Below are 25,918 nucleotides of genomic sequence, written 5' to 3'. Positions count from 1 at the left end.
CCGCCCCACCTCTGACGGTTCGACGCTGCTGTTGGTAGGTGTCGACCTTGGGCGACACGGTAGATCCACGCCATGCGTGGATGAATCTGCATCGGAATCGAGTATTCGATATCTGATCGAAAGGCAGCCGAGCGTGGGCTCGGCTCGCCAAAAAGCAGCCAACCAAGCGCTTCTGCTTTTCTTTTTTCTTTTCCGTGGCGGACGCACTCGGAGATTGTCAGAGGCCGGGCGGGGTGGGTTCGCGGGGGTCACTTCAGGACGGGTTTACGGCGTCCCCCGCGAATCCACCCCGCCCGGCCAAGCGCGGCTTTTGATGTTCACAGCCAACCAGCCGCCACGAGGGGCTGCGCCGTTCGCGGGAACCTCAATCGTCCGCGGAAACCGTCCGCCCCGACGCCCATGCCCGCAGTGCCTCTACCTGCTCGGCCATCAGCACCGACAGCGGCCGCGTCGTGCGGATCTCATTCATCAGCAGCTCGGTGTCCAGCGGCCGGCCTTCGGCGTGCGCTGCGTACAGTCCGGCCACGATCGCCTGCTCGATCTCCGCGCCGGAGAAACCATTCGCCGCGGCCGCCAGCGCCGGCAGCGCGAAGTCGTCGCCATTGAGCTGGCGTCGCCCCAGGTGCAGCCGCAGCAGTTCCACGCGCACTTCGGGGGTGGGCAGGTCGACGAAGAAGATCTCGTCGAAACGGCCCTTGCGCAGCAGCTCGGCCGGCAGTTCGTGCACCTGGTTGGCGGTGGCGACGATGAAGACCGGCGCCTTGCGTTCGGTCATCCAGGTCAGCAGGTAGCCGAGCACGCGGCGCGATACGCCACCGTCCTCGCCACCACTGGCCAGGCCTTTCTCGATCTCATCCATCCACAACACGCAGGGCGCCAGCTGCTCGGCCGAGGCCAGCGCCTGGCGCAGGTTGGCCTCGGTCTCGCCGTGGTACTTGTTGTACAGCGCACCCACGTCCAGGCGCAGCAGCGGTACACCGAAGCCGGCGGCGGTGGCCTTGGCCAGCATCGATTTGCCGCAGCCCTGCACGCCCAGCAGCAGCATGCCGCGCGGCGGGTCCAGGCCGGCCGGTGCCGAGCCGGCGATGAAGGCCACCCGGCGCTGGCTGATCCAGCGCTTGAGCCGGTTGGCGCCGGCCACGTCGCCGAAGCGTGCGCTGTCGTGCTCGAAGAACAGGTGGCCGCTGCGGTTGAGCAGCTCGAACTTCAGCCGTGCCAGCTGCGGCAGGTCGTCGTCGCGCAGCGCGCCATCGGCGTAGATCAGCTGGCGGGCGATGCGGCGGGCATCGACCAGGCTCAGGCCCTGCAGGTTCTTCAGGATCTTCTTCACCGCCTCGCTGTCGACCTCGACACGGCGGCCGCCGTGTTCGCGCGCATAGGCGTCGGCCTCCTCGCGCAGCATCTTCAGCAGGGCGTTGGCATCGGGCAGGCGCGGGTTGAAGCGCACCGCCAGTGCTTCCAGCTCGGCCGGCAGCTCGACCTTGGCGCCGATCAGCACCAGCACGTGCGGCTCGCTGTGGCGGCGCTGGATCAGGTCGCGCAGTGCGCGCTGGTGGCTGGCATAGCCCAGGTAGGGGTGGAAATCGAGCAGCAGGTAGACACCGCGCTGATCAGCCTGGCGGATCATCTGCAGCGCGGCGCTGGCATCGGGCGGGCCGACCGGCGGATCCTCGCGGTCCAGGTCGATGCGGCGCAGGCCCTCGGTGATGGACCAGCGGTGCAGGGCCCGCCACACGTGCATCAGCGTCTGCCGGAACAGTTCAACGATGCGCCCCTCGTCCTGGGTCTCGATCACGATCAGGGGGATATTGGCGCGGATCAGTGCGCTCAGGTCCTGCAGTTCGCTCATGCCGGTTCGATCCTTCGGGGGCGCCACGATAGCAAAGGCGATGGCCACGGGTTCAGCACGGCGCTACCTCCCGTCACCACCGCCGGTGTACGCTCGGGGCACGTACCCGGAAGCGAGGCTGGCATGAAGACGATCCTGGTGGCCGGTTCCAAGGGCGGGGTGGGCAAGACCACCGTCGCCACCCACCTGGCCGCGTACGCGGCATTGCAGGGCAAGGCCACGGTGATCGCCGATGCCGACCCGCAGGGCTCCAGCACCCGCTGGGCACAACGGCGTGCCGGGCTGGAAAGCGCGGTGCTCCCCATCGATGTGTATCGGAAGAAGCAGTGGGCGCAGAAGCTGCCCGACGGTACCGATACCGTCATCATCGATGCACCCGCCGGCGCGCTGGCCGACGATATCCCCCATTTCCTGGACGCGGCCGACGCCGTGGTGGTGCCGGTGCTGCCCTCGGCGCTGGATATCGAAGCCATCGTCGGCTTCCTCAACAGCCTGGCCCAGAACCCGCGCGTGCACAGCCGCAAGCTGCCGGTAGGGCTGGTCCTCAACCGCACCAAACCCTGGACCCAGACCTCGCAGCAGGCATTGCAGATGCTGGCCGAATGGCCGTACCCGGTGGTCGCGCAGCTGCGTGACAGCCAGAGCTACGTGGTCATGACCGGCCTGGGCCGCAGCCTGTTCGACTATCGCTCCGCCCAGGTGCGCGAACACCAGGCCGACTGGGAACCGCTGCTGTCCTGGCTCAAGCTTTGATGCCTGCCTCACTTCTCCTGCTGCATCCTCTTCTCCATGGAAACCCGCGATGCGTGAACTGATCCTGCTGCGCCATGCCCATGCCGAACCCGCCGTTTCCGGCCAGGCCGACCTCGACCGGCCGCTGTCGCCGGTAGGGCTGGCCGAAGCTGAAGCCGCCGGCAAGTGGTTGAAGGAAAACAAGCTGCTGCCGGACTGCGTGCTGTGCTCGCCGTCGCGACGTACCCGTGAGACCCTGGAAGCGGTGATGACGGCCATCGGCTATGTCGAGAAGCGCCTGGAAGACCGGATCTACGAAGCCACCCCGGGCACCCTGGCGGCGCTGGTGGACGAGCGTCGCGACCTGGACCGGGTGCTGATCGTGGGCCACAACCCGGGCCTGGAGCAGCTGGTGGCCCTGATGACCGACGGCACCAGCAGCGACTACCGCGGCATGCCGCCGGGCGGCGTGGCCGTCCTCGGCTTCCCGCGCGAGGTCTCGATCGAGCCGGGCGTGGCCAGCCTGAACGCGTTCTGGTGGCCGTGATCCGATGAGCCAGGCGCGGCGCAGCCGCTTCCTGCTGCCCGCGTTGCTGGCGCTTGGCCCGGCCTGGGCCGCTGTGCCCCCACCAACGCCGTTGCCGCCGGTGTCCGCCGAAGCACCGCGGGTAATGCGCCTGGATACCCAGCGCTCGCGGATCGGTTTCGAGGTGCGGACCCGTTTCGGCCAGCGCATCGAAGGCGTATTCCCGCACTTCGAGGGGCGCATCGAAATCCTGTCCGACGGGCGCCACCAGGTGCACCTGAAGATGTTCACCCGTTCGGTGGAGATCCCTGGCAAGGCGCGCTACACCGGCTGGATGCGCGGCGAAGAGTTCTTCGATGCAGGGCGCCATCCGGTGGTCGAGTTCGACTCGCTGCCATACTGGCCGGAGACGGTGGAACAGGGTGGCGACATCAACGGCCGGCTGACCCTGCGCGGCGTCAGCCATCCCGAGTCGCTGCGGGTCGAGAAGGCGGAGTGCGCCCGACCCGGCTATGATTGCGATGTCGTCAGCCGCGGTACCGTGCAGCGAGGCCGGTATGGAATGGACAGCTGGCAGCTAGCCCTGAGTGACCGAGTGACCTTCGTATTACGTGCGCGCCTGAGCGAGGCGCCGAAACCGTGAACCTCCTGCTGCGTTTACTGGCGCTGGCAACGGTGTTGCTGGGCAGCGGTTGTGCATCGCTTTCGCATGCCCAGCGCGATCGTGCCGAGGCGATCGCCGTGCAGGCGCGCTCGACCGTGGTCGGCTGCCAGCGTGCCGACCGCTGCGCGCAGGACTCACCGCTGCGTGCGCTGGCCGGTCGGGCGTTCACCGAATCCACCCCCGAGCAGCCGCGCCACTACGCCACCCTGCTCGACGAGGGCGAAGGTGCGCTGGTGGCGCGCCTGAACCTGCTGCGCAGCGCTACCCGCAGCATCGACCTGCAGACCTACATCTTCGACAAGGACGACAGCGCCCGGCTGGTCATCGACGAGCTGCTGGCTGCATCGCGGCGCGGGGTGAAGGTGCGCGTGCTGATCGACCAGCTCTCGGCGATCTCCGACCTGCAGATCCTCGGCGCGCTGTCCGGCGCGCACCAGAACTTCCAGCTGCGGGTCTACAACCCGACCTTCGGCAAGGCCCGGCTGAACTACTTCGACTATGCCGGCAGCGTGCTGTGCTGCTTCCGCCGCTTCAACCAGCGCATGCACAACAAGCTGCTGGTGATCGACGATGCGATCGGCGTGGTCGGTGGCCGCAACTACCAGGACGACTATTACGACTGGGACCGCGAGTACAACTTCCGCGACCGCGACGTGCTGATCGCCGGCCCGGAGGCGCGGGCCATGGCCGCCAACTTCGATGCCTTCTGGCATGCCAGGCGCAGCGTGCCGGCCGAGCGCCTGAACGATGTCGGCCGCACCCTGCTGCGCGAGGGCGTGCCGACCCTGCCGCCGGCCAGCTTCCGCCGCCCCGAGCGGGTGCAGCGGGTCAGTGCCGAAGCCAATGACATGGACTTCGTCAGCCGTTCCTTCGTCGATACCGCCTTGCCGGTGGCCTCGGTGCGCTATGTCGCCGACCTGCCACGCAAGCACCGGCGCGAGAAGGCCGATGCGCCACTGGCGGGCCAGCACGTGACCGAGCCGCAGCTGGATGCGCTGATCGCCGGCGCGCAGGAGGAAGTGATCCTGCAGACGCCGTACCTGGTGTTGTCCAAGCCGGCGCAGAAGCTGTTCCGCGAGCTGCGCAAGCGCCCGCAGCCGCCGCGGGTGGTGGTGTCCAGCAACAGCCTGGCGGCCACCGACAACCCGATCGTGTATGCGCTGTCGTACAAGTACAAGCGGCGCAACATGCGCGAACTGGGCTTCAACATCTTCGAGTACAAGCCGTTCCCGCTGGATGCACCGGTCGACTACCGCAACCTGCTGCCTGATCCGATCGCCGCGCCCGGGGGTGACGACGACGGCGGGCGCAATCCGCTGATCGGCGGCAGCGCCGCGGGCAGCAATGCCGGCGACAGCCGCGATCGCGATGAGCACCCGGCACCCACCGGCAAGCAGCTGGCGGTGAACCCGCGCACCGGCAGTGCCTACCAGAACGCGCGCGAGCGCCGCCGCGCGGCCGGCAGCGAGGTCGAGACCCGCCTGCTGCGCACCGAGACCCGGCCCTCCTTCCTGGGCAGCAAGGCGGTCAACAAGCCGTTGCCGGTCACCCGCAAGGGCGCGCGCATGGGCCTGCATGCCAAGTCGCTGGTGGTCGACCGCCGCATCGGCGTGGTCGGCACCCACAACTTCGATCCGCGCAGCGAGAACTACAACACCGAAGGTGCGGTGATCATCGATGACCCGGCCTTCGCCGAGCAGCTGGCCGAGAGCATCCTGCGCGATATCCACCCGCAGAACTCGTGGACGGTGGCGCCGCGGGCCAAGCCGCCGGTGCTGTCCGGGCTCAACTACAGCGTCGGCAAGGCCTCCGAGGCACTGCCGATCCTCGACTTCTGGCCGTGGCGCTATGCCACCGACTACGAGTTCAAGCCCGGCCCGGACTGCCCGCGGCCGCTGCCCCGGCAGGACCCGGACTTCCACCGCTGCTATGTCGCCGTGGGCGATTTCCCCGAGGTCAATGTCGGCCCGAAATGGCTGCTGGTCCGCATGCTCACTGCATTCGGCGCCGGCCTCGTTCCCATCCTCTGAAGGTGCCCGCATGACCCTGGTGTTCCGCGAAGCCGTTTCCCTCGAGCAGCTCAACACGCTCAGCCGCAACACCGCGATCGAGTCGCTGGGCATCGTCTTCAGCGCGGCCGGCGACGATTGGCTGCAGGCCACCATGCCGGTGGACGAGCGCACCCGCCAGCCCTACGGCATCCTGCATGGCGGCGCGTCGGTGGTGCTGGCCGAGACCCTGGGCAGCAGCGCCGGCAACCTGTGCGTGGATACGGCCAAACAGATCTGCGTAGGGCTGGAGATCAACGCCAACCATGTACGCGCCGTTCGCTCGGGCACCGTGACCGGCACCGCACGTGCACTGCACGTCGGCCGCAGCACCCAGCTGTGGGAGATCCGCATCGAGGACGAGCAGGGCCGCCTGGTGTGCATCTCGCGGCTGACCCTGGCGGTGGTGGCGGCCGGCCACGGCTGAGCCCCGGACGGCCGGTGACGGCAGCGGAACCCAGCGTTCCCCGCCGATTGCCCCGGTCGATGGGTGTTATGGCCTAAATCGGCTGGCAGCGATGACGGCCCTCCGGTATCGTGCGCGGATGACTTCCCCCACTCCGGCCCCCCGCGGCGGCGTGGCGCGTGTGTGCCGTTACCTGTACCGCGTACCGCTGCTGTTGGTCCACATCGTTGTGTTCCTGCCGCTCATCCTGATCGGCATGCTTCGGCCGTGGGGCGAACTGCGCGTGGGCGAGGCGACCCTGGGGGCCAAAGTGGTCAACTGGTGGCAGGGCGGGCTGATGTGGATCTTCGGCTTCCGCCTGGTGCAGATCGGTACGCCGTTGCCCGGCGCCGTGCTGTTCGTCGCCAACCACGTCAGCTGGGTCGACATCTGCATCCTGCACAGCCAGCGCATGATGGGCTTCGTCGCCAAGCGCGAGATCGCCAGCTGGCCGTTGGTCGGTTGGCTGGCCGCGCGTGGCCAGACCATCTTCCACCAGCGCGGCAACACCGAATCGCTCGGTGGCGTGATGCAGGTGATGGCCGATCGCCTGCGCGAAGGCAAGGCGGTGGGCGTGTTCCCGGAAGGGCGCACCCGCGGCGGCCACGAAGTAGGCCCGTTCCATGCCCGCATCTTCCAGGCCGCGGTTGAAACCGGCGTGCCGGTGCAGCCGGTGGCACTGGTGTACGGGCTCAAGGGCGATGCGCAGACCATTGTCGCGTTCGGCCCCGGTGAGAGTTTCTTCGCTAATTTCCTGCGCCTGCTCGGTGAGCCGGCGCGGCGTGCAGAAGTGCACTTCCTGGCACCGATCGGTGCGCAGGACCTGGAAGGCCGTCGGCGCATCGCGGAGACGTCGCGCGCGCGCATCGTGGCGGCCATGAGCTCCGAGTGAGGGTGCGGTGGCCCTGATCCCGCCACCCGTCCTGGACGCCGGCACGCCGACGCTGCACGCGGCTGACTACCAGCCCCCGCGCTGGCTGCGCAATCCGCATCTGCAGTCGATGCTCAGCTCCAGCCGCATGCGCCTGCAGCGCGGCCTGCTGCTGCTGGCCGCGACCGGTGCGATCAGCGAAGAACTGATCCTCGACGGCGGTGATGGCGTGCGCCTGCAGGGCTGGCACAGCCACATCGAAGGCCGCGAACCCAAGGGCATGGCCCTGCTGCTGCACGGCTGGGAAGGCAGCGCCGAATCCAGCTACATGCGCATGGCGGCCGCGCGCATGCTCGAACAGGGCTTCGACGTGGTGCGGCTGAATTTCCGCGACCACGGCAATACCCATCATCTCAACCCCGGCATCTTCCACTCCAACCTGATCGACGAAGTGGTGCATGCCGCGGGCGATATCGCCCAGCGCTGGCCGCAGTTGCCGCTGGTGGCCGCCGGTTACTCGCTGGGCGGCAATTTCGTGCTGCGCCTGGCCCAGCGCGCGCCAGCGGCCGGCGTGCCGCTGCTGCGCGTGGCCTCGGTATGCCCGGTGCTGGACCCGGCGCTGACCATGGAGAGCATCGAGAACGGCCCGGCAATGTACGACTGGTACTTCCGCCGCAAGTGGGCCGGTTCGCTGCGGCGCAAGCGCGACCTGTTCCCCGAACTGAGCGACTGCGACGACCGCGTACTGAAACTGGACATCCGCGCGCTGACTGCCTGGCTGGTCGAGCGCCACACCAGTTTCGGTTCGTTGCAGGCCTATTTCGATGGCTACTCGATTGCCGGCGATCGGCTGTCCACGTTGCAGGTGCCGGCCGACATCCTGATGGCGCAGGACGACCCGGTGATCCCCTACGCGACCTTCAGCGACTGGCAGCTGCCGCACCAGGCGCATCTGGAAACCGCCAGCTGGGGCGGACACTGTGGCTTCCTGGAAAACTGGCGCGGTGATGGCTTCTCCGAGCGCTGGGTGGCGCAGCGCCTGCAGCGCGTGCTGCAAGGCTGAACCGGCACGGGCGCGCAGGCCGCTACAATGCGGGTTTGCCCTTGAACCGGACCGCCATGCAAGACCAGATCATCCAAGCGTTGCGCCAGAACGAGGCCGACCAGGCCGTGCAGCTGGCCCAGGCGTGGACCCGTGATGAACCCGGCCAGGCCGAGGCCCACCGCTGGCTGGCGCTTGCGCTGCAGCAGCAGGGCAAGGCCGAGGACGCGATGGAGGCCCTGCAGCAGGCGCTGCAGCTGGCCCCGGACAACGCCCAGCTGCACCTGCAGCACGCTGGCCTGCTGCTGGCCCTGCGCCAGTTCGACGGCGCCGGCGAAGCACTGACGCGCACCACCGGGCTGGACCCGAACGCATTCGCCGCGTACCTGATGCAGGCCCACCTGGCGATCGGTCGCAATGATTTCGATGAAGCGCAGCGCCTGTCCACGCTGGCCTCGCGTGTCGAACCAGACCACCCGGAGCTGCTGACCATCGATGGCATGATCGCGCTGCGCCGCGATGATGCCGATCGCGCGCTGACGCTGCTGTCGGCCGCCAACCAGGCCCTGCCCAACGACATCCGCGTGCTTTACGCACTGGGCTTCGCCTACCTGGGCAAGAACATGCTGGCCTTCGCCGAGCAGGCGTTCCGCCGCGTGCTCGAACTGAACCCGACCATCGCCTCGTTGCATGGCCTGGTGGTGCAGCTGGCCATGCGCCAGGGCAACCTGGAAGCTGCGGCAGAAGCGATGCAGATCGCGCTGCAGCAGGAAGGCCTGGATACGCCTTCGATGCGCCGCCTGGCTGGTGAACTGGCACTGCGCAGCGGCCAGCCGCTGCAGGCGCTGGAACACCTGCTGCCGTTGCTGGAATCGCTGCCTGATGACCGCGACGTGCTGCAGCTGCTGCTGATGTCCTGGCAGCGCCTGGGTCGCGAAGACGAGGCCCGCGCACGCCTGGATGCCGCCCTGGAGCAGCACCCGCAGCTGCACGACCTGTGGCTGGCACGCCTGGCGGTGGAGGAGGTCGGCAGTGCCACCGCCGCCGCCACGGTCGAGCGCTGGATGGACGCGATGCCGGGCCACCTGCCGGCGCTGGAAGCGCGCCTGCGGCTGCACGACATGGTGGGCGAACACGCGCAGGCCGAAGCGATCGCCGAGCGTATCGTCAGCCTCGAACCGGGCCGTGTCAGTGGCGAAACCCGCCTGGTCGAAGGCCTGCTGCAGCGCGATCCGGCCGCTGCCGTCGCCCGCGTGCAGGCGCTGATCGGCATGGCGCCGGAAGGCCACCGTGCCGACCTGCGCACCTGGTTGGGCGAGATCCAGGATCGCGCCGGGCAGCACGAAGACGCGCTGCAGACCTGGCTGGCCCTGCAGGCCGACCAGGCCCCACAGCGCCTGCCGCTGCCGCCGCAGGCCAAGGCACCGCCGAGCTGGCCGGACAAAGGCGAGATCGACGGTGATGCCACTTCCGCGCCGATCTTCCTGTGGGGTGCGCCGGGGTCGGGCGTGGAGCGCGTGGCGACCGGCCTGGCTGCGGCCAGCCCGGTGCTGCGCAGCGACCGCTATACCTCCAACGCACCCGACGACGCGTTCCAGAACTACCACACGCTGCAGGACCTCGCTTCGGGCGTGCTGACGCCGGAGCGGCTGGTGCAGCGCTGGCGCGAACAGCTGCCGTCGCGCGGCGTGCAGGACGACGCGATCATCGACTGGCTGCTGTGGTGGGACAACGCGCTGCTGTGGGCGCTGCGCCCGCAGTTGCCGCAGGGCCGCCTGCTGGTGGTGCTGCGCGATCCGCGCGACATGCTGCTGGACTGGGTGGCCTACGGTGCCGCCGCACCGCTGGCAATGACCTCGCTGGCCGAAGCCAGCGAATGGCTGGCGCGCGCGTTGGCCCAGGTCGCCGCCCTGCACGAGGACGATCTGTACCCGCAGGTGCTGCTGCGCATCGACCAGATCGGCAACGATCCGCAGGCGATGGCCGAACTGCTGGGCCGACTGTTCGAGCGGCCGATGCCGCCGGCCGCGCAGCTGGGCGCGCCGCGTTTCCCGCCGGGCCACTGGCGCAACTACCGCGACGTGATGAGCGCCGCCTTCGCCAAGCTCACCCCGATCGCGGTGCGCCTGGGTTACCCGGAAGAGTGAGGACACGCCGATGCAACTGAGCAGCCACAGCCTGACCAACGGTGCACCGATCGACCGCGAATTCGCCGCAGGCGATGCCGCGGGCTTCGCACCGGACCGCAATCCGCACCTGGCCTGGAGCGATGTGCCGGAGGGCACCCGTTCGTTCCTGCTGGTATGCGTCGATCCGGACGTGCCGACCGTGCCGGAGACGGTCGGCCGCACCGACATGAGCGTGCCACGCGACCAGCCCCGCTGTGATTTCGTGCACTGGGTGATGGCCGATATTCCGGCTTCGGTGCGCGAGATTGCCGCAGGCAGCTGCAGCGACGGCTTCGTGGTGAAGGGCAAGACCACGCCGGCCGGGCCGGCCGGCAGCCGCCAGGGCCTGAACGACTTCACCGGCTGGTTCGCCGGCAACCCGGACATGGCCGGTGACTACCTGGGCTACGACGGCCCCTATCCGCCGTTCAATGACGAGCGCGTGCACCGCTACTTCTTCCGCGTGTTCGCGCTGGACGTGGCATCGCTGCAGCTGCCGGCACGCTTCACCGCCGCCGACGCGTACCGGGCCATGCACGGCCACGTGCTGGCCGAAGCGGCACTGCACGGCACCTACACGTTGAATCCGGCGCTGGGTTGAGGATGCATAACGGGTCGTGCCGGCCGCTGGCCGGCCACGTCCGTGTGTTGCTGCATTCGCCCGTGGCAGCCGGCCAGCGGCCGGCTCTACCGCTGACGAAGACGGGCGACCCTGCGGCCGCCCTTTTCATTCGTCCGTACCGGCAACCGGCGCGAACACCAGCACATCGCCGTGCGCATTGCGCAGCAGCAGGCGGCCACGCTCATCCAGCGCAAGCGTCATCTCTGCGCGTGCATTCACCAGCGTGCCGGCGACACGTTCCTGTTCGGCCACCTCGGCCCGCATGCAAGCGGCTGTGGTGATGATGCCGCCCTCAAGAACCAGCCGGTCACCTTGCAGGTGATAGGTGCTGCTTGACTGGTTGCACAGGTTCAACTCGCTCATGTAGCCGGGTTGGAAGCGCAGCGTGTAGGGCGGTCGACCGCGCACGAACAACGCATCAATGCGCCGGCCCTGCGCGTCGGTGGCGCGCGCGAGTTGCCACGGATGTGCCTCGAGCTGCCCGGTGGTGGGCGTGCTGGCAGCGGCCACATCCGTAGACATGGCCAGCAGCGCGGCAATGATGAGGGCGGGGACGTGCTTCATGCCGATCTCCCTGATGCATGCGGGTAGTGCCGGCCGTTGGCCGGCAACATCCGTGTGTTGGCGGTGCTCCGCAAGGCAGCCGGCCAGCGGCCGGCTCTACAACGTCAACGAAGAAGGGCGGCCTTTCGGCCGCCCTTCAAGAGCCAGCCGACTAACAGTCGGCTCTACATCACTTCTCGATGGCCGACTCGACCACCATGTCCAGCACATACGCCTGCGACGGCGCATCGGCCGGCGGGTTCTTCACTTCGTAGCGCTTCACGCGCACCACGTTGCGCACGCCGTCTTCGTGGGTGTAGCCCTCGATGTTGCCGTAGAAGTTCTCGAACTTGCCCGGCTCACCCTGCTTCAGGCCCTTGTCGTCGAACTTCACTTCGCGCACCTGCAGGCACTGGTAGTCCGGAATCAGCGGGTGCGAGCACTTCTCGGTCTTCGCGGCCACTTCCAGGAACACGGTTTCGCCGGCGCCGCCGTAGCGGGTTTCAGCGGTCGGTTCCGGGTTGAACACCAGCACGTCGCCCTTGGCATTGGTCAGGGTCAGCTTGCCATCGGCATCCTGCTCGGCCTTCAGTTCGCCCTGCAGGCGGCTCGACACGGCTTCGTCCAGCGCCATCAGCGCCTTGTCGGTGCAGGCCATCATGGTCGAGGCCATCGCACTGACCGTCAGCTTGCCGTCGGCCAGGGTGTAGCCGCCGCCCATGCGGTTGCAGGTGTTGCTGACCGACAGGCGGCCATCAACGAAGTCCAGGGTGACCGGCTTGTCTTCGCGGGCGAACAGCGCGTCGATGCGCTTGCCGTCGGCGCCGGTGGCCTGCTGCAGCAGCCAGTGCTGGCTCTGCAGGCGCTGCGCATCCAGGTGCGCCAGCGTCTGCTGGTCCGCTGCCTTGGTCGCGGCCGGGGCCACGTCGTCGCCGCCATTGCCGGCCGGGGCCGGGGTCTGGCTGCAGGCGGCCATCAGGGCCAGCGGGAGGAGCAGGGTGAGCTTGCGGTTCATGGTGATTCTCCTTGGGGAACCGTGGGGGAAACGGGGTGGGGCCGGCCATGGGGTTACCGTGCCCCAGTGCTGTTCAGCTGCCGGAGGGCAACCACAGCAGCAGCGCTGCGCCCAGCGCGATGCGGTAGAGGGCGAAGGCGGTGAACCGGTGCGACTTGATGTAGCCCATCAGCCACTTCACTACGACGAAGCCGGTGACGGCCGCGGCAAGGAAGGCCACGCCCACCTCGGTCCAGTTCTCGCTGCCCAGTTGCCCGGCCTTGGCCAGTTCCAGGAAGGTGTAGGCGCTGGCGGCGAACATGGTGGGAATGCCGACCAGGAACACGAACTCGGCGGCAGCGGCGCGGCGGCTCAGGCCCAGCAGCATGGCCAGGAAGATCGCCGAGGCCGAGCGCGAGGTACCGGGGAACACGCCGGCCACGACCTGCGCCAGGCCGACGCCGATCGCCACGGTCCAGGTCACCTGGTCGCGGTCGGGCAGGCGCGCGGTGTAGGCCTCCACCAGCAGCATCCAGACGCCACCGATGATCAGTGCCCAGGCCACCGGGCTGACCGTCTCCGGCAGCGACCAGCCGGCCTTGCGCACCACCAGGCCGACCACGGCGGTGACCAGGAACGCAGCGCCCAGCTTGAACAGGTACTCACGGTTCTCGCGCTGGTTGAAGCCGGTGGCCAGCTGCAGCAGGCGCTGGCGGAACACCAGCACCACGGCCACGATCGCGCCAGCCTGGATGACGATGTTGAAGAAGTCCGAGCGGGCACCCAGCCAGTGCTGGGCGATGAGCAGGTGGCCGGTGCTGGAGATCGGCAGGAATTCGGTCAAGCCTTCGAGGATGCCCAGCAGCAGGGCGGAGAGCAGGTCGGACATGGACGGTGCGGGCACGCGCGGCGGAAGGAAGAAGGTCGAGAGGATAGACGATCCCTGCTGCACCAAACGGGTGCGTCTGATGGCGGGTGCACCGGTTTGGTGCGCACCGTTCTGCACCAGCGCGGGGCAGCCATATTGAAATCAACAACTTGCGGGTATCAAAAAGTTGGCACGGTCATTGCTGTACCTCAGCAGGCATTCATCCCCATCCGAGGTCGTACCGATGTCCGTGGAAAACGTTGAGAAGCTGATCAAGGACAACCAGATCGAGTTCGTCGATCTGCGTTTCGTGGACATGCGTGGCGTCGAGCAGCACGTCACCTTCCCGGTCAGCATCGTCGAACCGTCGCTGTTCGAAGAAGGCAAGATGTTCGACGGCAGCTCGATCGCCGGCTGGAAGGGCATCAACGAATCGGACATGGTGCTGCTGCCGGATCCGTCCAGCGCGTACGTCGATCCGTTCTACGCCGATCCGACCCTGGTGATCAGCTGTGACATCCTCGATCCGGCCACCATGCAGGCCTATGGCCGCTGCCCGCGCGGCATCGCCAAGCGTGCCGAGGCCTACCTGAAGTCCTCCGGCATCGCCGAAACCGCGTTTTTCGGCCCGGAGCCGGAGTTCTTCATCTTCGACTCGGTCCGTTTCGCCAACGAAATGGGCAACACCTTCTTCAAGGTCGACTCGGAAGAAGCGGCGTGGAACAGCGGCGCCAAGTATGACGGCGCCAACAGCGGCTACCGTCCGGGCGTGAAGGGCGGCTACTTCCCCGTCCCGCCGACCGACACCCTGCACGACCTGCGCGCGGAAATGTGCAAGACCCTGGAACAGGTCGGCATCGAAGTGGAAGTGCAGCACCACGAAGTGGCCACCGCCGGCCAGTGCGAGATCGGCACCAAGTTCAGCACCCTGGTGCAGAAGGCCGACGAGCTGCTGCGCATGAAGTACGTCATCAAGAACGTCGCGCACCGCAACGGCAAGACCGTTACCTTCATGCCCAAGCCGATCGTCGGCGACAACGGCAGCGGCATGCATGTGCACCAGTCGCTGTCCAAGGGCGGCACCAACCTGTTCTCCGGTGACGGCTACGGTGGCCTGAGCCAGCTGGCGCTGTGGTACATCGGCGGCATCTTCAAGCACGCCAAGGCCATCAATGCCTTCGCCAACTCGGGCACCAACAGCTACAAGCGCCTGGTGCCGGGCTTCGAGGCGCCGGTGATGCTGGCCTATTCGGCCCGCAACCGTTCGGCCTCGTGCCGCATTCCGTGGGTGTCCAACCCGAAGGCGCGCCGCATCGAAATGCGCTTCCCGGATCCGATCCAGTCCGGCTACCTGACCTTCACCGCGCTGATGATGGCCGGCCTGGACGGCATCAAGAACCAGATCGACCCGGGTGCACCGAGCGACAAGGACCTGTACGACCTGCCGCCGGAGGAAGAGAAGCTGATCCCGCAGGTCTGCTCCTCGCTGGACCAGGCGCTGGAAGCGCTGGACAAGGACCGCGAGTTCCTCAAGGCCGGCGGCGTGATGAGCGATGACTTCATCGACGGCTACATCGCGCTGAAGATGCAGGAAGTGACCAAGTTCCGCGCGGCCACCCACCCGCTGGAATACCAGCTGTACTACGCCAGCTGACCGGGCGCGATGGCGGTGGGTTCCCCCTCCCACCCGCCGCCATCGCTTCCGTTCTCGCGGCTGGGGAGCCGCGGTTGTAGGGGGTCAGATCCGTTTCGCGCCGCGAAAGGGCTCTGACTCCACCCCAGGGGCAAGAGAGAGACCGGATACGCGACCAGGGCCGCCCTCCCTCCCGCGTCGGTCGTGCAAGGAGAGAGGCACGGCCGTCCCGGCCCTGTACGTGTCCGGTGCAACAGCCACGGTCATCACCTGATGACCCGTGGTTGCCTGATGCCAACGCGCGCTGGCGCGCTGGCCCCATCCACCATCGGGACATGCGCATGAAACTGATCTCCGCCATCATCCGACCGTTCAAGCTCGACGAGGTCCGCGAGGCCCTGTCCGATGCAGGCGTGTCGGGCATCACCGTGACCGAAGTGAAAGGTTTCGGTCGCCAGAAGGGCCACACCGAGCTGTATCGCGGCGCCGAGTACGTCGTCGATTTCCTGCCCAAGATCAAGATCGAAACGGTGGTCACCGACGAGCGTGCCGACGCGGTGATCGAAGCGATCCAGTCGTCGGCAGGCACCGGCAAGATCGGTGACGGCAAGATCTTCGTCACCGCCGTTGAACAGGTCATCCGCATCCGCACCGGCGAAATCGGTGCCGACGCGCTGTAACCCCCTTCCGGAGATTCCCCCCATGAAGATGCGCCTTCTCACCGGGTGGCAAGCCCGGTTCCACCTGGTGTGCCTGCTGATGCTGCTCAGCGCGCTGGCCGCCGGTGCCTGGCCGGGCAGCGCCCACGCCCAGGCCCAGGTCTCGCCGTTGCCGAGCGAAAGCGTGGCGGTCGAGCCGTTGCACGATCCGGCCGCCAGCGCCGCTGCGCCGGCCGTGGCCGAAGCGGCCGCCGCGTATGATCGTGGAGACGTCGCCTGGATGCTTACCTCCACGTTGCTGGTGCTGCTGATGGTGGTGCCCGGTCTGGCCCTGTTCTACGGCGGACTGGTGCGTTCGAAGAATGTGCTGTCGGTGCTCAGCCAGATCCTGGTGGTGTTCTCGCTGGTGCTGCTGCTGTGGGTGGCCTACGGCTACAGCGCGGTGTTCAGCGCGGGCAATCCATTCTTCGGTTCGTTCACCGAGTTCGCCTTCCTCAAGGGCTTCACCCCGGATTCGGTGGGCAACACGCCGATCAAGGGCCTGCCGGATTACCTGTTCGTCGCCTTCCAGTCGACCTTCGCCGGCATCACCACCGCGCTGATCGTCGGTGCCTTCGCCGAGCGCATCAAGTTCCGCGCGGTACTGCTGTTCTCGGCACTGTGGTTCACCCTCAGCTACATCCCGATGGCACACATCGTCTGGGGCGGCGGCTACCTGGGTGAACTGGGCGCGATCGACTTCGCCGGCGGCACCGTGGTGCACATCAATGCGGGCGTGGCCGGCCTGGTCGGCGCGTGGTTCGTCGGCAAGCGCCTGGGCTACGGCCAGACCGCGCTGAAGCCGCACAACGTACCGTTTACCTACATCGGCGCGATGCTGCTGTGGGTGGGCTGGTTCGGCTTCAATGCCGGTTCCGCCGCCGCCGCCGATACCGTGGCCTCGCTGGCCTTCCTCAACACCGTGCTGGCCACCGCTGCTGCCGTGCTTGGCTGGACCCTGGTGGAGGCGATCGGCAAGGGCAAGCCGTCGGCGCTGGGTGCGGCCTCGGGTGCGGTGGCCGGGCTGGTCGGCATCACCCCGGCCTGTGGCACCGTCGGGCCGCTTGGCGCGATCGTGATCGGCTTTGTCGCCGGCGTGGTCTGCGTGTGGGGCGTGACCGGTCTCAAGCGCCTGCTGAAAGTGGACGACACGGCCGACGTGTTCGGTGTGCATGGTGTCGGCGGCATCGTCGGCGCGATCCTCACCGGCGTGTTCAGTGCACAGTCGCTGGGCGGCACCAAGGCCGATCTGGATATCGCCCACCAGGTGTGGGTGCAGGTGGTCAGCGTCGGCCTGACCGTACTGTGGTCGGCGGTGGTGACCGCGGTCATCCTGCTGGTGGTCAAGGTCGTGGTCGGCCTGCGCGTGACCGAAGAGGCCGAACGCACCGGCCTGGATGTGACTTCGCACGGCGAGTCTGCCTACGAGGCCTGAGGCATGACGGGCGGCCCTGCGGGGCCGCCTTTTGCGTTTGGTCGGTGCCAGGCTTGCCTGGCACTGCTCCTGCTCTGGTGGGTGCCGACCGTTGGTCGGCACGGCGGCATGCATCATCGCGCCTGATCGCGCACAATCGGGCCATGCCCCCGATCCGCACGTCCCTGATGCTCTCGGCCTGCCTGCTGGTGGCCGCCTGCGCCTCCACGCCGCAGGAAACCCGCAACCCGCTCGCGACCTGGGTGCCATCACCCAACCAGAATGCGCGCTCGCCGGTCATCATCGTCATCCATCACACCGAGCAGAAGTCGGTGCAGCAGAGCCTGCATACGCTGCGTACCGCCAACAGCGGTGGGCCGGTCAGTGCGCACTACCTGATCGGCGCCGATGGCCATCGTTACCAGCTGGTCGCCGATGAGCGCCGTGCCTGGCACGCCGGGGCCGGGCGCTGGGGCACCATCACCGATCTCAATTCGGCCTCGATCGGCATCGAACTCGACAACGACGGCCGCAGCCCGTTCAGTGCGGCACAGATCGAATCGCTGATCCTGCTGCTGCGTGATCTCACCACGCGCCTGAACATCCCGCCGCGCCAGGTGATCGGCCATGCCGACCTGGCGCCTACGCGCAAGCAGGATCCGAGCCGGTTCTTCCCGTGGCAGCAGCTGGCCGAGGCCGGGTTCGGCGTGTGGCCGCGCGCGGCCGATGGTGCCGCACCGGAAGGCTTCGATGGGTGGAATGCGCTGGCCCGCTTCGGTTATCCGCTGGACAACCGCGACGCCACCGTCGCCGCCTTCCACCGCCGCTTCCGTGGCCGCGACGACCTGCCGAAGACGCTGGATGCCGAGGACGCCCGCATCCTGCATTCGTTGCTGCTGCAGATGCCGTGACCCCGCGCATGAACGCTTGACCCCGCGCTGGGTTGCCGCCCAGCGGCCGGCACTCCACCATGGCGGCATGATCGATTCCGCTACCTTCTTCAAGCGCACGCACTGGACCCTGTTGGCAGCGGCGGTGCTCGCCGGTTGCGCCACCACCGCTCCCCGCACGGGCTCCGAAGCGCCCACGCCGACCTCGTCGCCGGCGGCCACCTACGCCAAGGTCGACTGGAAAGCCCTGCCAGCGGTCTCGGACAGCGATCTGCAGGCCGGCTTCGTTGCCTGGCGCAGCAGCTGCACCCGCCTGAAAAACGACGCTGCCTGGGCCAAACCCTGCGCCACTGCCGTTGCAGTATCAGACAAGGACCCGGCCGCGATCCGCCAGTTCCTGCAGAGCGACCTCGATGTCTACGCGCTGCGTGCCGGCGGCCACCAGGCCGACGGGTTGATTACCGGCTACTACGAGCCGATCTACCCCGGCAGCCTCACCCGCACCGACAAAGCGACGGTGCCGGTCTACGGCACGCCGGATGATCTGGTGGTGGTGCAACTGGACAGCCTCTACCCGGAACTGAAGGGCAAGCGCCTGCGCGGTCGCGTCGAAGGCAAGGTGCTCAAGCCCTATGACGACGCCGGCACCATCGCGGCCAAGGGCGCCAAGGCCCCGGTGCTGGCCTGGCTGACCGACCCGATGGACCTGCAGCTGCTGCAGATCCAGGGCTCCGGCCGCGTGCGCCTGGCCGATGGCACGCAGGTGCGGCTGGCCTATGCGGAACAGAACGGCCACCCGTACCGCGCCATCGGTCGCTGGCTGGTGGACCAGGGCCAGCTGAAGAAGGAAGACGTCACCATGGACGCGATCCGCAGCTGGGCCCGGGCCAATCCTGCGAGGGTGCCCGAGCTGCTGCGCAGCAATCCCAGCTACGTGTTCTTCGTGCGCACCCCGGACAGCCCGGAGGGCCCGCGCGGTTCACTGAACGTGCCGCTCACCGCGGGCTACAGCGTGGCGGTGGATCGCACCGTGGTGCCACTGGGCAGCCTGCTGTGGCTGTCCACCACGCGCCCGGACGGCAGTCCGGTGGTGCGCCCGGTGGCTGCGCAGGACACCGGCGGCGCCATCGCCGGCGAAGTGCGCGCCGACCTGTACTGGGGCAGCGGCGATGCCGCCGGCAAGCTGGCTGGCGACATGAAGCAGAAGGGCAACATCTGGATGCTGTGGCCGAAGGGCGTGCCCCTGCCCAACTGAACCGGCAAGGGTCGGATCCCTTCCAAAGGAAAGGGCTCTGACCCCGGATGCCTGATAATGGCGCCATTCCGTACTTTCCGGCCGCGCCTGCGGCCAGGGCTCCTGCAATGACCTACGCAAAGCACACCGCAAAATCCGGCGCGAAATCTGCCGCAAAGAAGTACTACAAGCACTGGGCCGAATCGGGCCTGGGCAAGGGCAACGTGCTGATGGAAGCGCGCGGCGAGAAGATCGTGCGGCAGGTGGAAATCTACGGCACCAAGATGGTCTGGGCCGACGAGCATGCCCACAGCGACGACCGCTTCCTGCTGGCCGACCAGCCAGTGTCGTTCCTGGATTTCGACGAGGACGACGAAATCGCCGCGCGTGAATTCGAAGCCGCCTGGAAGAAGGCACGGGAAGCCACCGGCTACCCGGTGTAATCCCCCTCGCCACCCGTCTTTGTAGAGTCGAGCCACGCTCGACTGCCGTTTGCCAGGAGCAGTCGAGCGTGGCTCGACTCTACAACGGCTACATGTGAAATGTTATATGATTACATTTCACCGTAACCGCCCCTTCCCATGAAGACTCCTACCCTGGTGGCCGCCCTCGCGGCCGCACCGTTCGCCCCTGAAGCCTTCGCGCAGTCGGCCGACGCCGCGCTCACTCTCGGCAAGGTGCAGGTGCACCAGCACGGCGAAGGCCAGCTCAGTGCGCATCAGGTACTGACCTCGGTGGACGTCCTGGGTGCAGACCAGATCGAAAACCGCAACGTCTCGCACAGCTGGGAACTGCTCGGGCAGATGCCCGGCATCCAGCTCACCGAAACCCGGCAGGGCGCCGAATCGGGCAAGGTCAGCTTCCGCGCCTTCAACGGTGAGGGCTACCTCAATGCCATCAAGACGCTGATCGATGGCATCCCCAGCAACGTCAACAGCGGCAACCAGCGCTTCATCGACATGCTGTTCCCGCTGGACATCAGCTACATCGAAGTGGTGCGCGGTACCAACGACCCGCGCTATGGCCTGCACAGCATCGGCGGCAACGTGAACTTCGGTACGCGCCAGGGTGGCAGCTACACCGATGCGCGCCTGGCCTACGGCAGCTATAACACCCGCGATGCGCAGCTGGCAGTCGGCCGTGAAGCCAATGGCTTCGCGCAGAACTATTTCGTCGGCACCCAGGCCAGCGACGGCTACCGCGACCACGACACCTCGAAGAAATATTCGCTGGGCGGCAAGTGGTTCCATGGCTCGCTGGACGACGGCCTGCGCGTGGGTCTGACCGCCCGTGCGTACCACCACGAAGCCGACGAACCCGGCTTCATGACCGCCGACGAGCTGCGCACGCACCGCCGTGGCAGCGAGCTGCGCAACGGCAACGATGGCGATGACCGCGACATGCGCCAGCTTGCTGCGCACCTGGACATGAAACTGTCCGACGCAATCACCTTCGGCACCCGGCTGTACTACAACCGCTACGAAGACGACCGCCGCGTGACCTTCAGCAACCTGCCCACCGGCAACCTGCCGCGCCAGCGCCGCGTGTGGGACGAGCGGCAGCATGGCCTGCTCAGCACGCTCACCTGGCAGGCCAGCCCCACGCTCACCGTCGAAGGTGGCCTGAACTACGAGCAGCAGGACAACGGCTACCTCCGCGAGCGCTACGCCTACGCCGAACCCACTGATTTCAGCCAGCCCCCAGCGCGGGTGCAGAACAATGATCGCCACAGCTTCGACAACTGGGGTGCCTACGTCCAGGCCGTCTACCAGCCCGTCGAGGCCTGGAAGATCGTGCCGGCCTATCGTATCGATCGCTTCAGTGGCAGCACGCACCTGATGAACGGCGTCAGCGGCCGCCTGCAGGACTACGGCAGCATCGGCCAGCCCAAGCTGAGCGTCATCCACAGCCTGGGCCAGACCACCCATGTCTACGCGAACTGGGGCCGCACCTTCCAGGTACTGACCGGCTCCACCGCACCGGGCTACCTCACCCCAGGGCAGGCACCGATGCAGCCGTCCACCAACACCGGCATGGAGCTGGGCCTGAAATTCCAGCCGTTTGCCGGCAGCCAGGCACGCCTGGCGGTGTGGCAGCAGGACGCGGAAAACGAGGTGTCCAACATGCCGGCCACCGGCACCACGGTCACCCTGGGCAAGACCCGCCGGCGCGGCGTGGATGCGCAGTTGAGCCTGCAGCTGGGCGACGACTGGACGGTATGGGCGTCGCACGCCTACCAGGAAGCGAAGATCACCCGCGACGACCGCGATGCCAGCATTTCCCTGCAGGGCCGGGAAGTGGCCGCCACCCCGCGCCACATCAGCAACCTGGGCGTGGACTACCGCGCCACGGATGCGCTGCGGCTGGGCCTGCAGGCGCGTGCACAGGGCGATTACTACCTGGAAGAGCGCAACGTGGCCGGCAAGTTCGGAGGCTTCGCCGTGCTCGACCTCAGCGCGGCCTACCAACTCACCCCGCGTTTCAGCGTGGACCTGCAGCTGAAGAACGTGACCGGCCGCGAGTACGCCTACGCCTGGTACGACAGCTTCTTCTGGGACAGCGCACGCCCGATGTTCTCGCCGGCCCCGGGTCGCAGCGTGTTCGTCGGCCTCAACATGAAGCTGTAACCGGCCACGCATGTGGTCGTGGTCGAGCTTGCTCTACCTGCGGCAGGGGGTCAGAGCCCTTTCCAGGCGGAAAGGGCTCTGACCCCGAACCCCGCGTTTTGCACTACATTGGTGCAATGTCCGACCCCTCTCCCCCGCCGTCCCTCGATGCCCTGGGCACGCCGCTGGCCTGGGCCGGGGCCGATGGCCGCATCATCGGCTGCAACCCGGCCTTCGGGCGCTGGCTGGGCGTCAGCGGGCGCCGCCTGCTGGGCCAGCCATTGGCCGCACTGGAAGTGCAGGGCGAGGCACTGGCCCATTTCCTTGCCCGCGATGAGCGCGACAGCCTGCGCCTGAACCGGCTGGCGCTGGCGGTGCCCGGCGAAGCGCCGCGCTTCGCCGAGGGCTGGATGAGTCGCCGCGACGATGGTGGCTGGCTGCTGGAGGCGCATCCGGTCGATGAATTCCCCGGGCTGGACCCGACCCAGGCCCTGCCCAGCGCGCTCAGCGCGGCGCTGAAGGGCTTGGCCCACGAGCTGCGCAACCCGCTGGCCGGGTTGAAGGGTGCGGCCCAGCTGCTGGCCCGCCGCGCGGCCCAGCGCGAGGCCAGCGAACGCGAGCTGATCGAGCTGATCGGCTCGGAGATCGAACGTCTCAACGGCCTGCTCGACCAGCTGCTGTCGCCGGCCCCGGCCGCACCGCACGCCGAACTGAACATCCATGCCGCGCTTGAGCGCGTGCTGCGCCTGGCCGAGAACGAGGCCGGCTGGGCGGTACGCCTGCAGCGTGACTACGACCCCAGCATTCCCGAATTCCATGGCGATGCCGACCGCCTCACCCAGGCGGTGTGGAACCTGGTGCGCAACGCGATCCAGGCCGGTGCCGGCGGCATCACCCTGCGCACCCGCGTGGAGCATGGCGTGCGCATCGCCGAGCAGCTGCACACGCTGGCGTTGCGCCTGGAGATCGCCGACGACGGCCGTGGCGTGCCGGAGGAACTGGCCGAACACCTGTTCCTGCCCTTGGTGAGTGGCCGCGCCGAAGGCACCGGGCTGGGCCTGGCGCTGGCCCAGCAGGTGGCGCGCGAGCATCGCGGCACGCTGACCTACCGCTCGCGCCCGGGCCATACCGTGTTCACCCTGCTGTTGCCGATCGGCAACGGCGCCGCCCCGGCCGAGGAGGCCCCGCGCGATGTCTGAGTTCCCCACCACCGCGCAGCGCATCTGGGTAGTCGATGACGATCGTGCCGTGCGCTTCGTGCTGTGCACCGCGCTGCGCGAGGCGGGCTACCAGGTTGTCGATTTCGACAGCGCTGCGGCTGCCCTGCAGGCCCTGGGCGAAGGCGCGCCGCCGGCGCTGCTGTTCACCGATGTGCGCATGCCCGGCGACGATGGCCTGGTGCTGCTGGACAAGCTCAAGGCCGCGTTGCCGCAGCTGCCGGTGGTCGTGATGTCGGCCTATACCGATGTGGCCAGCACGGCCGGTGCGTTCCGCGGCGGCGCGCATGAATTCCTGTCCAAGCCGTTCGACCTGGACGATGCGGTGGCATTGGCGCAGCGGGTACTGCCGGCGGTGGCGCCCGCGCTGGCCGCTCCCAGTCCCGCCACCGAAGCGCCCAGCGACCAGCCGCCGCAACTGGTGGGTGATACGCCGCCGATGCGCGCGCTGTTCCGCGCCATTGGACGCCTGGCGCAGGCACCGCTGGCGGTGCTGATCACCGGCGAGACCGGCACCGGCAAGGAGCTGGTGGCCAATGCGTTGCATCGCGAATCGCCGCGCGCGCAGGGTCCGTTCGTCGCGCTCAATACCGCTGCAATCCCATCCGAGCTGCTGGAAAGCGAGTTGTTCGGCCACGAGGCCGGTGCCTTCACAGGTGCGCAGCGCCGCCATATCGGCCGCTTCGAGCAGGCCAACGGTGGCACGCTGTTCCTTGACGAGATCGGCGACATGCCGCTGCCGTTGCAGACCCGGTTGCTGCGCGTGCTGGCGCAGGGCGAGTTCTTCCGCGTCGGTGGCCGCGAACTGATCCGCGTCGATGTGCGCGTGGTGGCCGCCACCCACCAGGACCTGGAAGGGCTGGTCGCGCAGGGGAAGTTCCGTGCCGACCTTCTGCATCGCCTGGACGTGGTGCGCCTGCAGCTGCCGCCGCTGCGCGAGCGCCGCGAGGACATCGCACAGCTGGCCAGCACCTTCCTGGCCGCCGCCGCACGCAGGCTGGACACGCCACCGAAGCGCCTCACCGCCGCAGCGCTGCAGGCGCTGCGCGAACACGACTGGCCCGGCAACGTGCGCGAACTGGAAAACGTGTGCTGGCGGATGGCCGCGCTGGCCGCCGCCGACACCATCGGCGTGGCCGATGTCGATACCGCGCTGAACCGTACGCGGGGCCGTCGCGGCAGCATCAGCGGTGCCGATCCAGGCCAGTGGGAAGTGCTGCTGGCCGAATGGGCGCGCCGCCAGCTGGCCGAAGGTGTGGAAGGGCTGCATGCGCAGGTGCGCGAGCGGGTCGACCATGCGCTGCTGGAAGCGGCGCTTCAGATTACCCATGGCCGCCGCGCCGAAGCCGCTGCCCGCCTGGGCCTGGGCCGCAATACCCTTACCCGCAAGCTGGGCGCCGGGCGCCGCCGCGGGGGCCATTGAACGGTCCCTGCACGCGATCCTCGCGCCCGCTTGCCGAACCGTTGATCGTTCATGGACGATGCAATGCTTAGTGTCACCTGCAAGGAGTCTTCGATGCGTCTGTCCTTTGCCATCCTGCCGTTGTCCGCCGCCGTGCTGCTGTCTGCCTGTGGCAGTGCGCCGAAGAAGGCCGAACCCACGCCGCCACCGCCGACCGTGGTCAGTGCTGCGAAGCAGGGCGAGGCCAATCTCGCGCCGGCCTCGGCCAGCATCGTCAGTGGCCGCATCGCACTGATGGTGGAGCCTGGTGGCATCCACATCACCGGCCTGGTCGGTGGCCTGCAGCCGATGCAGCAGGCCGGCTTCCACATCCATGAGCGCGGCGACTGCAGTGCGGTGGATGCCAGCAGTGCCGGCAATCACTTCAATCCCGGTGGTGCTGCGCATGGCCGCGCCGGTACCGGCAAGCACCACCTGGGCGACATGGACAATCTGCGTGCCGATGCCCAGGGCCGCGCCAACGTCGATATCCACCTCAAGGGGGTTACCCTTGGCGGAGGCGCCGCCACCGATATCGCCGGACGCGCACTGGTCGTGCATGCCAACGCCGACGACTATCGCAGCCAGCCCGCCGGCAATGCCGGCGTCCGCATCGCCTGTGGCGTGATCCGGGTCGTCCGCTGATCACTGCAGGCATCATCGAGGGAGAGATTCCAATGCGTCTGATCCACACTTCGTTGTTTGCGGCCATCGCCGCGCTGGGCCTGGCGGCCTGCAACCAGCAGCCCGCCGCGCCGCAGACTGAAACCCCGCCGGCCGCGCCGGCTGACGGCGCCACCACCGAGCCGGCTGCAGCCCCGGCACCGGCGGCTGCACCGACGGGCGATGCTTCGGCAACGGCCGAACTGGCACCGACCCAGGGCAACGAAACCAAGGGCAGCGTCACCTTCAAGGTGGTTGATGGCAAGGTCCACGTGACCGGCCAGATCACCGGCCTGAAGCCGGGCAGCGAACATGGCTTCCACATCCACGAGAAGGGCGACTGCAGCGCGCCGGACGGCATGAGCGCCGGCGGTCACTTCAACCCGGGCAAGCAGGATCACGGCAACGTCGCCACCGATCCGCACCACGGCGGCGACATGCCCAACATCAAGGCCGACGACAAGGGCGTGGCCACCATCGACGGCCCGGTGTCGAGCAACGTCAACATCGGCAAGGGTGATGATTTCGACATCATCGGCCGCGGCCTGATCGTTCACGCCGATGCGGACGACTACAAGACCCAGCCGACCGGCAACGCCGGCGCGCGCCTGGCCTGTGCGGTGATCCAGAAGGCGCCGTAAGCGCGCTCCTGCTGGAAATGGAAAACGCCGGCGCAAGCCGGCGTTCTTCTTGATCGGTAGTGCCGGCCGCTGGCCGGCAATCGCAGATCCGGACGTTGCCGGCCAGCGG

General features: G+C 67.9%; 24 protein-coding genes. 20 read left to right on the top strand and 4 right to left on the bottom strand.

Features of this window, described 5'->3' with window-relative positions; translation table 11 throughout:
• Positions 1–364 precede the first annotated feature (364 nt).
• Positions 365–1,849: an AAA family ATPase gene (locus tag ACM0PY_RS19585; protein ID WP_180886263.1), complete on the bottom strand. Its 1,485-nt coding sequence runs from the start codon at positions 1,847–1,849 to the stop codon at positions 365–367.
• Positions 1,850–1,972: 123 nt separating this feature from the next.
• Here ACM0PY_RS19585 and ACM0PY_RS19580 point away from each other — a divergent pair, with 123 nt between their 5' ends.
• From ACM0PY_RS19580 to ACM0PY_RS19540, 9 genes are all read left to right on the top strand, one after another.
• Entirely contained in the window at positions 1,973–2,602 is a 630-nt protein-coding gene (locus ACM0PY_RS19580; protein WP_005420986.1) for a nucleotide-binding protein, read from the top strand.
• Positions 2,603–2,651: 49 nt separating this feature from the next.
• Positions 2,652–3,128 (top strand): SixA phosphatase family protein, encoded by a 477-nt coding sequence (locus ACM0PY_RS19575; RefSeq protein ID WP_061479387.1) that lies wholly within the window; start codon positions 2,652–2,654, stop codon positions 3,126–3,128.
• A 4-nt stretch (positions 3,129–3,132) separates the two neighbouring features.
• A complete protein-coding gene (locus ACM0PY_RS19570; RefSeq protein ID WP_065178694.1) occupies positions 3,133–3,750 on the top strand; it encodes a YceI family protein in 618 nt (205 codons plus the stop codon).
• Entirely contained in the window at positions 3,747–5,801 is a 2,055-nt protein-coding gene (locus ACM0PY_RS19565; protein WP_180886261.1) for a phospholipase D family protein, read from the top strand. The genes ACM0PY_RS19570 and ACM0PY_RS19565 overlap by 4 nt, the downstream gene beginning before the upstream one ends.
• A gap of 10 nt (positions 5,802–5,811) precedes the next feature.
• Positions 5,812–6,246, top strand: coding sequence for a hotdog fold thioesterase (locus tag ACM0PY_RS19560; RefSeq protein ID WP_049414459.1), 435 nt, complete (start codon positions 5,812–5,814; stop codon positions 6,244–6,246).
• 118 nt (positions 6,247–6,364) lie between these two features.
• On the top strand, positions 6,365–7,156 hold the full coding sequence (locus ACM0PY_RS19555) for a lysophospholipid acyltransferase family protein (RefSeq protein ID WP_061479384.1): 792 nt from the start codon (positions 6,365–6,367) through the stop codon (positions 7,154–7,156).
• A 52-nt stretch (positions 7,157–7,208) separates the two neighbouring features.
• Complete coding sequence (locus tag ACM0PY_RS19550; protein WP_061479400.1) at positions 7,209–8,198, top strand: YheT family hydrolase; 990 nt, start codon at positions 7,209–7,211, stop codon at positions 8,196–8,198.
• Between the two features lie 56 nt (positions 8,199–8,254).
• The gene (locus ACM0PY_RS19545) at positions 8,255–10,324 is read left to right on the top strand and encodes a tetratricopeptide repeat protein (RefSeq protein WP_072167383.1); all 2,070 of its coding nucleotides are present in this window, start codon (positions 8,255–8,257) and stop codon (positions 10,322–10,324) included.
• A 10-nt stretch (positions 10,325–10,334) separates the two neighbouring features.
• The gene (locus ACM0PY_RS19540) at positions 10,335–10,946 is read left to right on the top strand and encodes a YbhB/YbcL family Raf kinase inhibitor-like protein (RefSeq protein WP_005420969.1); all 612 of its coding nucleotides are present in this window, start codon (positions 10,335–10,337) and stop codon (positions 10,944–10,946) included.
• Between the two features lie 126 nt (positions 10,947–11,072).
• Here ACM0PY_RS19540 and ACM0PY_RS19535 read toward each other — a convergent pair whose 3' ends face one another.
• The 3 genes from ACM0PY_RS19535 to ACM0PY_RS19525 all read right to left on the bottom strand — a co-directional run bounded on the left by ACM0PY_RS19535 (position 11,073) and on the right by ACM0PY_RS19525 (position 13,393).
• Positions 11,073–11,531: an META domain-containing protein gene (locus ACM0PY_RS19535; protein ID WP_065185549.1), complete on the bottom strand. Its 459-nt coding sequence runs from the start codon at positions 11,529–11,531 to the stop codon at positions 11,073–11,075.
• Positions 11,532–11,700: 169 nt separating this feature from the next.
• Complete coding sequence (locus ACM0PY_RS19530) at positions 11,701–12,525, bottom strand: META and DUF4377 domain-containing protein (protein ID WP_134972158.1); 825 nt, start codon at positions 12,523–12,525, stop codon at positions 11,701–11,703.
• Between the two features lie 73 nt (positions 12,526–12,598).
• Positions 12,599–13,393 (bottom strand): undecaprenyl-diphosphate phosphatase, encoded by a 795-nt coding sequence (locus tag ACM0PY_RS19525; RefSeq protein ID WP_134972159.1) that lies wholly within the window; start codon positions 13,391–13,393, stop codon positions 12,599–12,601.
• Between the two features lie 223 nt (positions 13,394–13,616).
• Here ACM0PY_RS19525 and glnA point away from each other — a divergent pair, with 223 nt between their 5' ends.
• From glnA to ACM0PY_RS19470, 11 genes are all read left to right on the top strand, one after another.
• Positions 13,617–15,026 (top strand): type I glutamate--ammonia ligase, encoded by a 1,410-nt coding sequence (glnA, locus tag ACM0PY_RS19520; RefSeq protein ID WP_019661939.1) that lies wholly within the window; start codon positions 13,617–13,619, stop codon positions 15,024–15,026.
• Positions 15,027–15,346: 320 nt separating this feature from the next.
• The gene (locus ACM0PY_RS19515) at positions 15,347–15,685 is read left to right on the top strand and encodes a P-II family nitrogen regulator (RefSeq protein WP_004134334.1); all 339 of its coding nucleotides are present in this window, start codon (positions 15,347–15,349) and stop codon (positions 15,683–15,685) included.
• 22 nt (positions 15,686–15,707) lie between these two features.
• Positions 15,708–17,138 carry an ammonium transporter gene (amt, locus tag ACM0PY_RS19510; protein WP_134968126.1) on the top strand — a complete coding sequence of 477 codons (1,431 nt, stop codon included), beginning with the start codon at positions 15,708–15,710 and terminating at the stop codon, positions 17,136–17,138.
• Between the two features lie 143 nt (positions 17,139–17,281).
• Entirely contained in the window at positions 17,282–18,028 is a 747-nt protein-coding gene (locus ACM0PY_RS19505; protein ID WP_180886259.1) for an N-acetylmuramoyl-L-alanine amidase, read from the top strand.
• 67 nt (positions 18,029–18,095) lie between these two features.
• Positions 18,096–19,262, top strand: a complete 1,167-nt coding sequence (gene mltA / locus ACM0PY_RS19500) for a murein transglycosylase A (protein WP_180886257.1) — start codon at positions 18,096–18,098, stop codon at positions 19,260–19,262.
• A gap of 107 nt (positions 19,263–19,369) precedes the next feature.
• A complete protein-coding gene (locus tag ACM0PY_RS19495; RefSeq protein WP_180886255.1) occupies positions 19,370–19,684 on the top strand; it encodes a hypothetical protein in 315 nt (104 codons plus the stop codon).
• A 138-nt stretch (positions 19,685–19,822) separates the two neighbouring features.
• Positions 19,823–21,868 carry a TonB-dependent receptor gene (locus ACM0PY_RS19490; protein WP_180886253.1) on the top strand — a complete coding sequence of 682 codons (2,046 nt, stop codon included), beginning with the start codon at positions 19,823–19,825 and terminating at the stop codon, positions 21,866–21,868.
• A 116-nt stretch (positions 21,869–21,984) separates the two neighbouring features.
• The gene (locus ACM0PY_RS19485) at positions 21,985–23,046 is read left to right on the top strand and encodes a two-component system sensor histidine kinase NtrB (protein ID WP_061479397.1); all 1,062 of its coding nucleotides are present in this window, start codon (positions 21,985–21,987) and stop codon (positions 23,044–23,046) included.
• Positions 23,039–24,487, top strand: a complete 1,449-nt coding sequence (gene ntrC / locus ACM0PY_RS19480) for a nitrogen regulation protein NR(I) (RefSeq protein ID WP_111201246.1) — start codon at positions 23,039–23,041, stop codon at positions 24,485–24,487. Before ACM0PY_RS19485 ends, ntrC begins: the two co-directional genes overlap by 8 nt.
• A 93-nt stretch (positions 24,488–24,580) precedes the next feature.
• Positions 24,581–25,150 (top strand): superoxide dismutase family protein, encoded by a 570-nt coding sequence (locus ACM0PY_RS19475; RefSeq protein WP_049439225.1) that lies wholly within the window; start codon positions 24,581–24,583, stop codon positions 25,148–25,150.
• A gap of 32 nt (positions 25,151–25,182) precedes the next feature.
• Positions 25,183–25,809 carry a superoxide dismutase family protein gene (locus ACM0PY_RS19470; RefSeq protein ID WP_053497798.1) on the top strand — a complete coding sequence of 209 codons (627 nt, stop codon included), beginning with the start codon at positions 25,183–25,185 and terminating at the stop codon, positions 25,807–25,809.
• Positions 25,810–25,918 lie beyond the last annotated feature (109 nt).

This window comes from Stenotrophomonas sp. BR163 (genome assembly GCF_047520985.2).
In the GTDB taxonomy this organism is placed as follows: domain Bacteria; phylum Pseudomonadota; class Gammaproteobacteria; order Xanthomonadales; family Xanthomonadaceae; genus Stenotrophomonas; species Stenotrophomonas sepilia.
The sequence above is the reverse complement of the archived record's forward strand: the minus strand, read 5'-3'. Positions and strand labels throughout refer to the sequence as shown.